This window comes from Anaplasma platys (assembly GCF_012790675.1).
Taxonomy (GTDB): Bacteria; Pseudomonadota; Alphaproteobacteria; order Rickettsiales; family Anaplasmataceae; genus Anaplasma; species Anaplasma platys.
The window spans coordinates 755,235-769,263 of sequence record NZ_CP046391.1 but is presented as its reverse complement, the minus strand read 5'-3'; the positions used below and the strand labels follow the sequence as shown (position 1 = coordinate 769,263).

Here is a 14,029-nt window from a genome sequence, read left to right as displayed (position 1 = left end):
ATTTCAGATGTGCAACACATAGATGGCGCACCTTTGCCTGTGAGGCAGGGTGGCAACACTTATGTGGGGGATTATAGGTTGGATTTTCAGCATTTTGCGCATGAGGGGGTCAAGGCATGCACTGTAATGCTATGCAAAGTCATTAGGGATGCTGCGCGTTAAGGTCTAGCATCTAAAAGGTTACACAACATCATCCTGGTACCTGTAGGAAAATTTGCACGATAGAGGAAAATTTTTGCGAGACTTTTCTCCCACGATGGCAGGCTGCGTACCGTGAATCGGTGAAAGTTTCCAAGAGACATGAAGGGCAATTTGCTAAAGAGTTTTACTGTTTGGGCCTGCGGCGAACCATAATAATTCTAGGCCGGTATCCAGCAAGCGCACTAGCATGCTATCGTGATTTGTTAGCACTCGCTAGCTGTAATACCTTGCTGCCACACAGGGAGGGCCACTGCACATAAGTGCAGGCTGGTGTACAATATTGCTGATTTTTGGAATAATTCTACTGAATGTGCGCTATATACAAAATCCGCTAAGCAGATCGCTGTAAAGCTCAGTGTTGATTTTCTAGCAGCTATCTTTTGGTAGCACCATGAATTCGACATTGTCTATGTTGTTATTTTGTATTGCGACGTCATCAGCATGTGTGGGGCCCAGCTTTTCTACAGTTACAGACAGCTTTATTTTGCAGCGAAGTCTGAGCAAAAAGACCAGTAGACGTTCAAGGGAAAAACCGGTAGCTTTTCCATTGATAATCTGTGATACTTTGGGTTGATCAACCCCTATGATTTTAGCCGCGGTCATCTGGCTCCACTTGTTTTCACGAATGGTCTCTCTTATTATACCGAGTATTTGTAGCTTAATTTTTTGCCCGCTCAAACGAGATTTCTCTTTCATAAAACTTTCCACTAGATAAAACCGGAAATTTCTGTTGATGGTATAGAACATAACAAGAACACGTTGCTGCTCTTCCAATATGACAAGCAACACAGCAGCCACAGGGTCGGCAACACGCTTCCATGCTAGTATAAATTGATTAATTTTCTTATAAAGTACGAAGAACCACGTTTTTGCCAGGAAAAACAAGCTGTTAGCCAGGTAACGGATTATGATGCGTACCTACTCGTAATCTATAGAAACCTCGCTGCGGAAGTTATAAGCAAGCCACTGTGTGTACGTATTGAACTTCTCTGTTATATGATATAGTCAGCAAGTCACATGGTAATCCGTTCAGTGCGCCAATGTAAAGCGCGTTCTGTCTGGGGCGGATTAAAGTGTAGATATATCCGAGAGAACTTGGTTTATAGCAGATGAATTATAATTTCAAGAGCATAGAGAAGGAAATCCAATCGCGTTGGAATTTTGGCACAACCGTACCGGGTGATAACGAAGCATCTTGCTACGTTTTGAGCATGTTCCCTTATCCTTCTGGTAACATACACATGGGGCATATTCGTAATTACGTGATAGGAGATGTCATAGCGCGGTTTAAGCGTGCTCAGGGGCACAATGTTTTGCATCCTATAGGTTGGGATGCGTTTGGTCTTCCAGCGGAAAATGCAGCGCTTTCATCCGGGGTTAACCCAGCTCTATGGACAGAGAGAAACATAGAGTCAATGCGTGAGCAGCTCAAAGCTGTTGGTATTTCATACAATTGGGACAGGGAAATAGCGACATGTGAGGATCGGTATTATAAACACGAGCAGAGCTTTTTCTTAGATTTTCTGCAACAAGGGTTGGTGTATCGTAAGGAATCATGGGTCAACTGGGACCCCGTGGACAGCACTGTTTTAGCCAATGAGCAGGTTATAGATGGTAAGGGGTGGCGCTCTGGAGCTGTGGTCAAGCAGCGAAAATTGTCGCAGTGGTTTCTTAAAATTACCGATTTTGCGGAAAGCCTGCTTGGTGGATTGCAGTATCTCAAAGGGTGGCCTGAGAAAGTCAGGCTTATGCAAGAAAGGTGGATAGGGAAAAGTGAAGGGGTTGTCATAACCTTTCAGACCAGTTGCACCCAGCCGCTTGAAGTGTTTACTACTATGCCTCACATGCTTTTCGGCGCCTCTTTCTGTGCAGTTTCTATTGATCATCCCATATTGCAGCATGTTGCCGATGAGAAGTTTCACGATAAGCTCAATGAGCTTATGCGTAGCGAAAGAAATAGAGATGGGGAGAAGATAGGTATTGATACCGGGCTGGTGGCTAAGCATCCTCTCATTGACAGGGCTTTGCCTATTTATGTGGCCAATTATGTGCTACAGAATTACGGTATGGGTGCGGTATTTGGGTGTCCAGCTCACGACCAGAGAGACTTCGAGTTCGCTAAACTATATGACTTGCCTATATACCAAGTGGTGTTTCCGGCACAGAGTGCGGTTTCAATCGGGGAAGAAGCCTATACCGGCGACGGGATATACTGCAATTCTGATTTCCTTAACGGGGTCAGACTCTCAGACGCTAAGAAAGTGATGATTGAAAAGCTTCGGTCGCTAGGTAACTGTAAGCTTGTAGCCAATTACAGACTTCATGATTGGGGAATATCACGGCAGCGTTATTGGGGGTGTCCTATACCCATATTGTACTGCGAGAAGTGTGGTATTGTGCCCTTAGAGAAAGGCGATTTGCCGGTCACCCTACCTAAGGATGCGGATTTCACAAAACCAGGTAACCCCCTGGATAACCACCCAACTTGGAAATATGTGAAGTGCCATGTATGTGGGGCCAATGCTCAACGAGAGACAGACACATTGGATACATTTTTTGAGTCATCCTGGTACTTTGCAGCGTTTTGTAGCAAGGGGAGTGAGATAAATATAAAAGCAAGCAAAGGCTTATTACCGGTAGATTACTACATAGGGGGGATCGAACACGCAGTATTGCATCTGCTTTATGCGCGATTTTTTTGTCGAGCACTTAAGAAATGTGGTCATATCGATGTTGAGGAGCCTTTTAAGCATCTAATCACCCAGGGAATGGTCTGCCACATGACTTATCGTGATGAGCAGGGAAATTACCTTTTCCCGGAGGATGCCGAAAAGATGATTGCTGCCGGTAAAAAGGTCATCTTGGGTAAAGTAGAAAAGATGAGTAAGTCCAAGAAGAATGTTGTTGACCCCAGTCGCATTATCGAACAGTACGGGGCCGATACTGTCCGCCTTTTCGTTATGTCTGACACTCCGCCTGAACGTGATATCGAATGGACAGATTGTGGGGTTGAAGGGGCATGGCGCTATGTGGAACGCTTGTGGAAGGTCTTTGGTGGCGTTTCGGGTATTAGTGTAAATCTTGGTAGCAATGCTGTCAGTGATGCGGATAGAGAGCTTCTGTCAAGTGTGCACAAGCTCCTGAATGAGATAAACGGCGATCTTGAGCATTGCAGGCTTAATTGTGCCGTGGCTAAGTTCAGGGAAATGGGTAATATAGTATTTGATGCGGTAAAATGCCCTACAGCATGTAGCACTGCGGTGAGTGAGTCAGTTCATATATTGCTGCGGGTTATGGAGCCGTTCATTCCCCACATTACTGAAAAGCTATGGGAAGTTCTCGGTGGTCAGGGAATGCTATGTGAGCAGCCATGGCCAGTAGTTAGGGAAGAACTGCTTGCAGAAAGCCACGTTACAGTTGCGGTGCAGGTGAATGGAAAGTTTGTAGGTACCGTGCGCGCGGAAATGCATCATAGCGAAGAGCAAATAAAGGCAGAGGCGCTTGAGGTGGCTAAGCGACGCTTGGCCAAAGAAGGTGAGATAAAGCAGCTTCGCTATGTTCCGGGCCGTGTGGTGAACATTGTTACTAAATAACGCAGAAGTGGTGGTCAGACGAAAATATTGCCGCGATAAGTGCGTTGTTTCTCGAGAAGTTGGTGTTTATGTTGGGTGAGGGTATCTGAATTGGTACGTTACATTTATACAAAGTAGCTTTTGCCGTCTTCAGTGAGCGATAGTCACCGCCGCACGTCGCGCAAGTTTTTAGCTGGTCTTCAAGCATGGGTCTAGCACATGCCAAGGCTTAAATGTTAAGCATGGCAGCCAGTTATCGGTAACGGCGAATAATGTGAGGCATACGTGCTGTGGTTACAAACTAAGCTGGAGACAATACAATCAAGAACCTCTGCCTAGGTAGCCTTTCGATGAAAGAGAAACGTGGAAATTATATACACTGTGGTTTTTTTATGCTCACCAATAGCATATTTAAAAGTTTTACTATTTTACTCGAAAAAGTGGTGGCTCAAACGTCTACCATAGCGCGATAGCAGCGGTTTTCTAGCGTCTATAATTCATTTGAAGACAGGAGTAGTTTGCTCTTGGTCTTTGATGATGGTGCACTTTCACGATCGTTTCACAGGTTTGCCCTCAATACAGGCCTAAAAGGCCTCTACCTCACTTTGTCAAATTAATTGTGTTTTAACCGATGCAAGATATGCTATCTTAGCGTTCGGTTTTGTTAAAGGCCTGTTAGTTTATTTAGTCAAGTTTTTAGGATGCAAACTACCGAAAACAGTACGTACTGCTTTTACGGGCATGTGGTGGCTTCTGTAATAGAGGCTCTTGGTCGTGAATCACAAGAGGGCTCCAAGGATCACCTATTTAAAAGTTTTATAGAGAAGTTTTACAACTTCTCGTACAGCACCGATATGGAACTTACCGGTGAATTTCTGTTAAAGGTGGCTAGGGGGCTTTATGAGTTTATAAAAAAGCGAAAACCCGGAGAAAGTCTTGTACGTGTGTACGAAACTCAAGGGCCAAATTTTCCTGACGAAGCCCTGACCATTATCGAAACTGCTAATGACAATCTGCCTTTCATAGTAGATTCCGTCATGATCGCCATCAAAAAACATGTTCTTCCGATCTATCACTACACAAATGCGGTACTTAACATAGATAGGGACGAAGACGGCGTTATATCTGAAGTGCAGGTGACAAAAGCAAATGCTGACGACAGAGAAGGGGAGTCGGTAGTATATTTTGTAGTGGGTAAGACCGACGAGGAGCAGAGAAAAAAACTCGCTGAAGAGGTAAAAAACGCGCTGCAAGCGGTTACGTGCTGCGTAAGTGATTGGCAGGTAATACTGGAAAGGATAAGTCTGCTTGCAAATGATCTGGAGAAGGACCCAGCCTGCGCAGAAATATGCAGTCTCCTTAGGTGGATGCGTGCCGACAATTACGTTTTCATGGGGTATGAAGAGTATGAGAACCGGGAATCTTCAGCAAGTTCTGAAGCGCTGCATTTAGTTCCCGAGCGGAGTTTAGGAATTCCCAAACTTCGGGCTGCTGAAAGGAGCCGGGTGAAAATGGTGATCCGTGTTAGCGAGCGTTTGTGTGTTACTCAGTCAGATATTGTGTCATGTGTACACAGAAAAGGGTACATGACCTGTGTCGGATTTAGAGAATTCAGCGCTGAGGGTGTTCTGGAAAAAGAGTATTGCTTTTATGGCTTTTTTACCTCTTCTGTGGCGTTTCAAAGTTCTAGAGACATACCTGTGGTGCGACGCAAGGTTGAGTACGTAGAGGAGAAGTCAGGATTTTTGAGATGTGGGCATAACGGGAAGGCGCTTTTCGCTATAATGCAAAAATTCGCTAGAGAGGAGCTGTTTTGCCTTTCAGAAGAGGAGCTGCTGCAGATTTCCATGGGGATACTTCTGCTGTCTAGCAATCCCAAAGTAAAGCTTTTCATGTTAAGGAATCAGGTGAACAATTTTGTAGTGTGCCTGATTTTCATACCAAAAAACCGAGCAAGCACAGAGCTGGCTGACAGAATAGCTGCTATGCTGGAGCGGGCATTATGTGGTAGTGTCGTCGGTCAGTACTACAATATGTACAACGAGTCGGAGCTGGTGCGTTTGCAGTTCACGATCAAGATTGAGGGAGAGGTAGCTTGCGCTCTTTCAGAGAGAGAAATAGAAAAGCTAGTAGTAGATACAGCAACCTGTTGGGAAGATAGATTGCAGCAGGTGCTGCAGGAAAAGATGAATGGCAGGTTTAGCGAGTACGTCTCGGCGTTTCCTAAGAGCTATCAGGAGTATTTTTCTCCAGATGGAGCATGTCACGATATTGTCAAAATCAACCAGGTTCTGGAAAGTGGTATCGGTGAGGTAGACTTGTACCTCTTGGAGGATTGTGGTAGGTACCAGTTAAAGATATATGTTCCTTTGGAAGGGGATTTGCACCTTTCCAAGGTCTTGGATATTGTCAAGAAGATGGGCGCCAAGATGTCGTTGCACTATAGCTACGACATTAATGTTCATGGCAAGTGTGTACGCATGCACCACTTTGTTTTATCGAACACGCAAAGTTCGTTTGATCACCTTAAGGTGAAGAATCAGTTCGAAATAGTGCTGAAGAAAGTTTTCTGTAAGGAGACAGAAAATGACTATTTCAACAGCTTAGTAATATTAGCAAACCTTCAATGGAAAGAAGTTCTGTTAATGAGGGCTTTGAGTAGGTATTTAAAGCAAATATCGTTTAGCTACAGCCAGTCATACGTACAGAAGGTGGTGAGAAAATATCCAAACATAGTACACCTGTTAGTGAGGCTGTATGAAGCAAGGTTTGATCCAGGTATAAAAGATAGAAAGGCGCTAGTTTCGGCGATAATGCAGTCTTTGGAAGAACTGTTCACGCAGGTGACAGATGTTGTGCATGATTATGTACTCAAGAGTATCTATAACCTAATAATGGCAGTGCTGCGCACTAATTATTATCAGGGAGATAAGCCTTATTTGTCCATTAAGTTAGATTCTTCTGCTGTTCCTGATATCCCTCTTCCTAAACCGTTTAGGGAGATATATGTATATTCCAGTACTTTGGAGGGCATACACCTTAGAGGTGGCAAGGTTGCGAGAGGTGGAATAAGGTGGTCGGACCGTTCTGAGGATTTTCGTACAGAAGTTCTCGGACTGATGAAGGCTCAAATGACGAAAAACTCAGTCATTGTGCCTGTGGGCTCGAAGGGGGGATTTGTCCTAAAGGGAGAATCAAGAAAAATCGGATCTGTGCAGTGTGCCGTGGAGTGTTATAAGAACTTCTTGCGCGGTATTTTAGATATTACTGACAACATTGTTGATGGTAAGTGTGTGTCCCCTGATAATGTAGTTAGATACGACGATGACGACCCGTACTTGGTGGTCGCTGCTGATAAGGGGACTGCGTCTTTTTCTGATCATGCCAACCAGGTATCCGCAGAGTTCAATTTCTGGCTTGGAGATGCGTTTGCATCTGGAGGCTCTGTCGGGTTTGATCACAAGAAAATAGGTATCACGGCGCGTGGAGCGTGGGTTGCAGCTCAGCGGCATTTTTGGGGCATGGAAAGGGATATAACCCGGGAGACATTTACCGTAGTTGGTATTGGTGACATGTCGGGTGATGTTTTTGGGAACGGCATGTTGCTGTCGGACAAGATCCTACTCATCGGAGCATTCAACCATAGACACATCTTTGTCGATCCATCGCCTAATCCTGATAGGAGCTATGCCGAGAGAAAACGTCTATTTGAAATGCCTGGATCGTCTTGGATGGATTATTCTCCCGAGATTATCTCTAAAGGTGGCGGAGTTTTCTGTAGGCAGTCTAAATCGATAACCCTAACTCCTGAGATGAAGAAATGCCTGGGTATTGAAACTGACGAAAAGGCTGTGTCTCCGAGCTGTCTTGTAAGACACATCCTTAAAGCACCAGTTGATATGATCTGGAATGGGGGAATAGGGACATATATCAAGTCATCGAAAGAGAACGACGCGGTGGTTGGAGATAAGGCTAATAGTCATCTCAGAATTGACGGCAAGAATGTGCGAGCGGCAATGGTTGTGGAAGGAGGCAACTTGGGCTGCACGCAGCTTGGACGTGTTGAGTACGCTGGGCTGGGAGGTAGGATAAATACAGACTTTACAGATAACTCTGGAGGAGTCATATGTTCGGATTTTGAGGTAAACCTCAAGATTTGCTTAGAAATGGCTGTGAAGGATAATTTTATCTCTGTAAGGGAGAGAAACAAGATATTAGATGACATGCTGCATGACGTTCCTGATATCATTCTCGGTCAGCATAACAAATTGGAGACGCGAGCGCTGATGTTGGAGTGCATTCATTCGCCAAAGCGGATTGAACAGCACCAAAGGATTATTCAGTATCTGGAAAAAATTAAGATGCTCGACAGAGCCATAGAATTCCTGCCGGGAGATGAAGAAGTTCAAAAGATGGTTTCGGAGTCTCGTGGGTTTACTGCTCCTCAGATTGCGGTCTTGATTGCTTATACCAGGGCATTCATCAAGGGGGAGGTGATCAGGTCGAACCTTCTGCAGAGACAAGGGCTCAATTGCGTGTATGAATCTCAGTATCTCCTTCCATATTTCCCGAAGGAGATAAGAGACAGGTTCGAGGGGTACATCAGGCAGCATAAGTTAAAACACGAAATATTGTCTACATGCATCGCGAACGACATAGTGAACAGAATGGGCTGTGTTTTTGCTAGCCACGTAGAGGGTATGGGTATTTCCATGGACATGATTGCTAGGGTCTATGTGATAATAACACGAGTTTATAGCCTAGCAGATATATGGAATGAGCTCGACAGGATGGATTTAACGGTAAACATAAACGACTACGTACTGATAGTCAGAAAAGTGCAGAGGTTCGTTGGTGATGCTGTGTTCAAGCTATTCAGGCGCATGCACAAATATGAGGATATCGAAAAAAGGCTAGATATATTGGCCTCTCAGACTGCTCTTCTGGAGAATAGTCTGAGCGAGATGCTGTGCGACCAGTTGAAGGAGTCATACGAGAGTGCCTGTGAAAGCATACCTAAAGGCGATATAAGCCCTGAAATTGCAAGGAGGATAGGGGGGTTAGATTTTTCTATCTTTGGCATGGACATCATACATCTCGCTGAGAGTTCAGGAATTAGCATCTACGTGGTTGGATGTGTATATTTTAGATTGAGGTCTGTATTTAGCTTCAGCAAAATACTCGATTTGGCAAGTCAGATGGATTCGGCCGCGCCCTATTGGCAGCGCATAGCAATACGGAACTTGTTGGATGATTTATGCGACTACCAGTCTATTATAGCGGGGAATATAATAAAACACATGATACCGAAAAAGTCGGCAATGCAAAGTGATGCTGAAATAGCGAAAACGTTAGTTACTACCTGGTGTGATCAGCACAAAAGTCAGCTAGATGGATACCACAGGTTCCTTGAGGACATAAACTCAACGCAGCTTGACCTTGGTAAGTTATTTCTAATAGTGAGGTCATTGAGCGTGTTTATGGTGGAAAAGGACTGTAGTGTTTAGTATAGGTATCTCTGAGATATTGTTGGTGGTGGTTGTTGGCTGCTTAGTAACGGACCCCAAGAAGATGCCTGCGGTTGTAAGGGCTGCTGGGAGCTATTATAGAAAGTTTGAGGAAGTACGTTCCGAGGTTGTGAACTTCTTCCACAGGGCATGCAGCCCCGATGAAGATTCTGCCGAAGCTCTGGGAATATCGTACCCCAAAAAGAAAATAGTGGGAAACGATGGCAAAGTCTATGAAGCATACGAGGTGGGTGAGATTATAAATAACGAGCACGTAAGAAATCAGTGTGGCAGCAGTACAAACGATAAAGATACACACAAAATGGAAGCACCCCAGAGCTCTTCTGAAGGCAAAATAGCGGAGTAACCTAGTCTTTCTATACCACAAGGTAAACGCTGTGTGCATAGTGTGGCGGGTTCTCAAATCTGTGCAGGTCTTTTACTCTTTATGATAGGGGATTTGTTGTATATTGCCGCGGTCTTGCAAGACTCGTTGGCCTTAGATAACGCAGGAACTAATATGACAGCTAGAATACTTGTGGTAGATGATCTACCGGCAAATATAAAACTTCTGCAAGCAAAGCTTGCAAAGGAATACTATAGCGTACTTACCGCAATGAGCGGTCCTGAAGCGATAGAAATGGCCAAGGCACACCAGCCTGACATAATATTACTTGATGTCATGATGCCTGGCATGGATGGATATGAAACATGCAAGTTGCTAAGAGCAGATCCAGCCATTACATACATACCTATAGTTATGGTTACTGCTTTAGATAACACTACAGAAAATAGGGTGAATGGCTTGAGTTCAGGTGCTGACGATTTTTTAACAAAGCCCATAGATGATATTGCGCTCCTTTCCAGGATTAGGTCACTTACTAGATTTAAAATTATAGTGGATGAGTTAAGACTTAGGGGTAAAACTACCGAGGACATGAGCATGATTGACGGCAGCATTATGCACTATGCCAATCAAATTGCTGATGGAAAAATTCTGATAATCGATGAAGATAAGATCAGGGCAGAGGGAATAAATAACGTATTACAGGCCTATTTTCAGGAAACTGCAATTTTTAGTGATCCAACACAAACAATGGACTTTAAAAATACAGCTAGCTACGACTTGCTAATTATGGATTTGCATTTTGCTGGTGATGGATTGCGCTTGTGTTCCGAATTTCGCAATTGCAATGAAGAGACTCGTTATACTCCGGTTTTGTTGGTGTTCGACGAAGGAGAAGATAGAACAATACTGCGCAAGGCCTTTGAAATCGGTATCAGTGACTACCTCATGATTCCAATCTGCAACAATGAGCTCATTGCTAGGGTGAATTTACAAATAAAAAGAAAAAGATACCAGGATGCATTGAGGATGCACCTAAAAAGTAATGCTGAAATGTCTATCAAAGACCCCTTAACTGGCTGTTATAATAGAAGATATTTTGACATGTACTTTCAAAACATTGCCAAAGAATCCGTCGAGAAAGAGAAGGATCTGTCTGTTATGATCTTGGACCTTGACCATTTTAAGCAGGTTAATGACACGCTTGGACATCCCATAGGTGATGAACTCCTTAAAAAAATGCAAGAGCGGATTTTTGATAGCATCAGAATTTCCGACTTGCTAGCCAGATTAGGAGGAGAGGAATTTGTAATCATATTGCCTGAAACCAATGCCAGGAAAGCAACGAGTGTTGCGGAGCGGTTAAGGAAAGGAGTTGCAGAAGTTCCATTTATCACTAGTGCAGGTCCAATAATCAAGACACTCAGTATAGGCGTTGCAGAGTTTCGCAGATCTGTAGAAACGCCAGAACAATTGCTGGCACGTGCTGATGAGTTACTATACGAGGCTAAGAAAAGCCGCAACGCTGTGGTCTCTGACGCAGTTAGCACGAAACATGGTTCCTCAGAATCATAGCACCATGCGTGCACATCCTTGCGGCATAGCGTTATATGACTCAGCAATTTGCACATGTGTTCAACCGCACAACACTCCCTCGTACCAATGGGCACAGCAGTAAATCAACTGTGCCCTGTGGCTAAGTATATACTTTTGACCTATGTGAAGTGCCTGCATGGTTTGCAACTTCACGGTAGCCTGCTGCATTTTTCAACTCCTCTTTATATGCGTTCTTGAACGCCTTGCTATTTGGTGTTTCAGCGCTGTAACCTGGTTTGTCCAGCATTGGGACTACTTTCACATATTGCTTCGCACTGACAAATTTACTTTCGGTGATTGTTGTAAAATAGAGATTCTGGCAATTAAGGGCAGCCTCTTTGACTAGAGGGTGAGCAGTCACATGATCAGTAGTCTTTGCAGCTAGGGATGATAGGGACTTATAAAGTTTTTTTGCATTTCTAGCGCTTTTGCTGGGATTACTGGATGTATTGCTAATTTCTTCCGTGAATTTATGCAAACCATGTAGTATGTTCTTCACATCTTTTGCCTTTGTGCCAATGCCCTGCGTTGTTTCTCGGAGCTCTTCCACAGCTTTCATAGCACTAATGGTATTCATTAGTGCAGTCTTCAACATATGAGAACGGAGCACAGAATCAGAAGAATTAGCATATTTTGTTGGATTTATGGCAGCCAAGGCATTGGAGAACAGATGATGAGCAAGCTCTTTGTCCACAACAGTGCTGAAAACATCATCCCCGGTTAAGTATTCTGTGTTTACATCCATCTCAGCTACAATATTACGAGCAGACTCAACTTCCTTAATGAGCATATCCTCAATGGCCATCCTATGTTGTGGGTCTTGGTTATCACCAAGTATTCCGGATAGCAAAGCGATCAATACAGAATGTTCTAGCAGGATTTCTTTTACGTTTTCATTAGACTGGCCAGACATAAATAGCAACGCACGAGCAACTTCACTTAGAGCTAAGCGGCTGACAACCACTGGATACGTACCCTGAGGTGACGCGTCGCGTGCGCAATTAAGTTGCGAGGTTTTTTGCTGTATGGTTTTCAAGCCCTTGCACAGATCAGAGACCGCGCATTCAATCACGTGTGAGTAGCTGTCGATTTTGGTGTTCCCAAGTATGCATTCTGACAGAGAGAGAATAGTCTGAGTGAGCTTCTGTTCGACGTTATGAAGATCTAAATTTGTTCCAAATGCAAGCACGTGTTTGAGTAAGTAAAAAAGCTCGAGATTTACTGAATCAACCACTTGCTTATTGGGTGACATGGAGTCAACACTACAAACCTTCTGGAGATCAGTCCTAACATTGTGGATAGCTTCTCCGAGCTGTTCAGTAGATAGGTTGCTTGTAGAAAACGTTGAACTGTCCAGATAGAGATGGGACGGCGCGATTGGGCTACTGACTCTGGGTATTGCTACGCTCGCTCTCTTATTGAACTTCTTCAAGAGATTCGATATACCTTTTTTAGTACTTTCTTCCGTGACAGAAGGGGTACTTATAGTGCTGTTTGAGGAAGCGCTGGTACATGAATCAACAGCTCGTGATATCAAAAATTTGGGAAGTGGCGAAATAGACGTTGAACTTTCAGCCATTCTTCCATTCAGGGTTTGCAATTCCTTTAATGCCTTAGCAGTTTTTTCCACTACACACTTGTGCAGTTTTTCTTCATTTATTTTTGTCTTTGCAAGAGCTTGTTCAACGTGGGTAAAATGCCCCAGCGCTTTATCGATGGGTTTACTCCAATCACTTGGGAGGTATCCGTATGCTTTGACAGCACAATGGCACAGCGTGTCCAGAGTATGCACAAAGTCGTATAAGAAGAATTTTATTAAATTGGGCTGAGTTACACCGCGAAGTCTGAGTGTTTCGCTTTGCATAGAATCCACGATGCGCCGTGTAAACATACATATGTATTCAACATGCCATAGCTGCTTTTCCAACTTTGGGGATAAAGCTCTGCTGGCATTTATCAGTACGGATTGTTTTACCGCATCCACAAGACTTAGAGCAGCCCTACTGATTTTCTTGAGGGGTGGAGAGAGTTTTCTGCTCTTACCAACTGCTGTGCCCCCATACAACAACCCCGATAATGTAGCAGTGGATAACGCCAGGCGCGTTATTTTATGTTTGTCTTGATCCCCATCTTTCAGGGCTCCTGCCAGAGATAGCAGCGCGTTGGTGAAAGACCACAGACACCCTAAGTGTGTTACTCCATCGAACGTGCCATGAGCACTAAATGTGAGGAGTGCGGCACGGTGAGGGGGTTCCACCTCGACATCTTTGTGCAACAAGTTTACCGCCTTGGCAATGCAGCACAAGTCAACAATTGCGCTCTCAATCTGAGTGGCAATGGAGTCAACGGAGCTAGAGGAAAAGTCGAGACAAGAAAAAAGGGAAATAGCGGCATCAAGGAGCAAGCCTCCAAACGGTTGAGGGTCAAAATCTTCATAAAGGTTCAGGTTTTCAAGTGAGTCTGCAAGGAGCTTCCTAACCGAAGTAACGGTAGATCTTATGGTTTCATTCCGAAGTTGGGAAGGCTTAGCCGCACAGATGGCGTTAAGAGTTTCAACTACAGAGTTGATAACAGCCTTTATACTGTCGGGAGATAGCTTCTCCATCCCAAATACCAACCAATATGCGTAGCTGTAGGGTATTGCGCTAGGTGCTTTGCGATTGGCTACTCCGCTTGTGTTTTCATTTCCGATGTTGTACATTCCCCCCCCCCTTCACAAGTTAGTTACTTCGAATACTAAGGATACTCATTAAGCTGTGGGATATTCGTTTGTGCGGTCACAAGCACGCCACAGGACGTGCTTGCCG

The 14,029-nt window shown here is 44.3% G+C and carries 6 protein-coding genes; 4 read left to right on the top strand and 2 right to left on the bottom strand.

All coding sequences use genetic code 11. The annotated features are described in order from the left end of the window. Positions 1 to 567 precede the first annotated feature (567 nt). Positions 568 to 1,086 (bottom strand): XRE family transcriptional regulator, encoded by a 519-nt coding sequence (locus ANPL_RS04760; protein ID WP_236822787.1) that lies wholly within the window; start codon positions 1,084 to 1,086, stop codon positions 568 to 570. 224 nt (positions 1,087 to 1,310) lie between these two features. Between ANPL_RS04760 and leuS the strand changes: the two genes are divergently transcribed. The 4 genes from leuS to ANPL_RS02985 all read left to right on the top strand — a co-directional run bounded on the left by leuS (position 1,311) and on the right by ANPL_RS02985 (position 11,201). Then, positions 1,311 to 3,794 (top strand): leucine--tRNA ligase, encoded by a 2,484-nt coding sequence (gene leuS / locus ANPL_RS03000; RefSeq protein ID WP_169193294.1) that lies wholly within the window; start codon positions 1,311 to 1,313, stop codon positions 3,792 to 3,794. A gap of 680 nt (positions 3,795 to 4,474) precedes the next feature. Further along, entirely contained in the window at positions 4,475 to 9,280 is a 4,806-nt protein-coding gene (locus ANPL_RS02995; protein WP_169193293.1) for an NAD-glutamate dehydrogenase, read from the top strand. Continuing rightward, positions 9,273 to 9,647 carry a Sec-independent protein translocase subunit TatB gene (tatB, locus tag ANPL_RS02990; protein WP_169193292.1) on the top strand — a complete coding sequence of 125 codons (375 nt, stop codon included), beginning with the start codon at positions 9,273 to 9,275 and terminating at the stop codon, positions 9,645 to 9,647. The genes ANPL_RS02995 and tatB overlap by 8 nt, the downstream gene beginning before the upstream one ends. A 153-nt stretch (positions 9,648 to 9,800) precedes the next feature. Then, on the top strand, positions 9,801 to 11,201 hold the full coding sequence (locus tag ANPL_RS02985) for a PleD family two-component system response regulator (RefSeq protein WP_169193634.1): 1,401 nt from the start codon (positions 9,801 to 9,803) through the stop codon (positions 11,199 to 11,201). A 121-nt stretch (positions 11,202 to 11,322) separates the two neighbouring features. Here ANPL_RS02985 and ANPL_RS02980 read toward each other — a convergent pair whose 3' ends face one another. After that, the gene (locus ANPL_RS02980) at positions 11,323 to 13,923 is read right to left on the bottom strand and encodes a hypothetical protein (RefSeq protein ID WP_236822786.1); all 2,601 of its coding nucleotides are present in this window, start codon (positions 13,921 to 13,923) and stop codon (positions 11,323 to 11,325) included. Positions 13,924 to 14,029 lie beyond the last annotated feature (106 nt).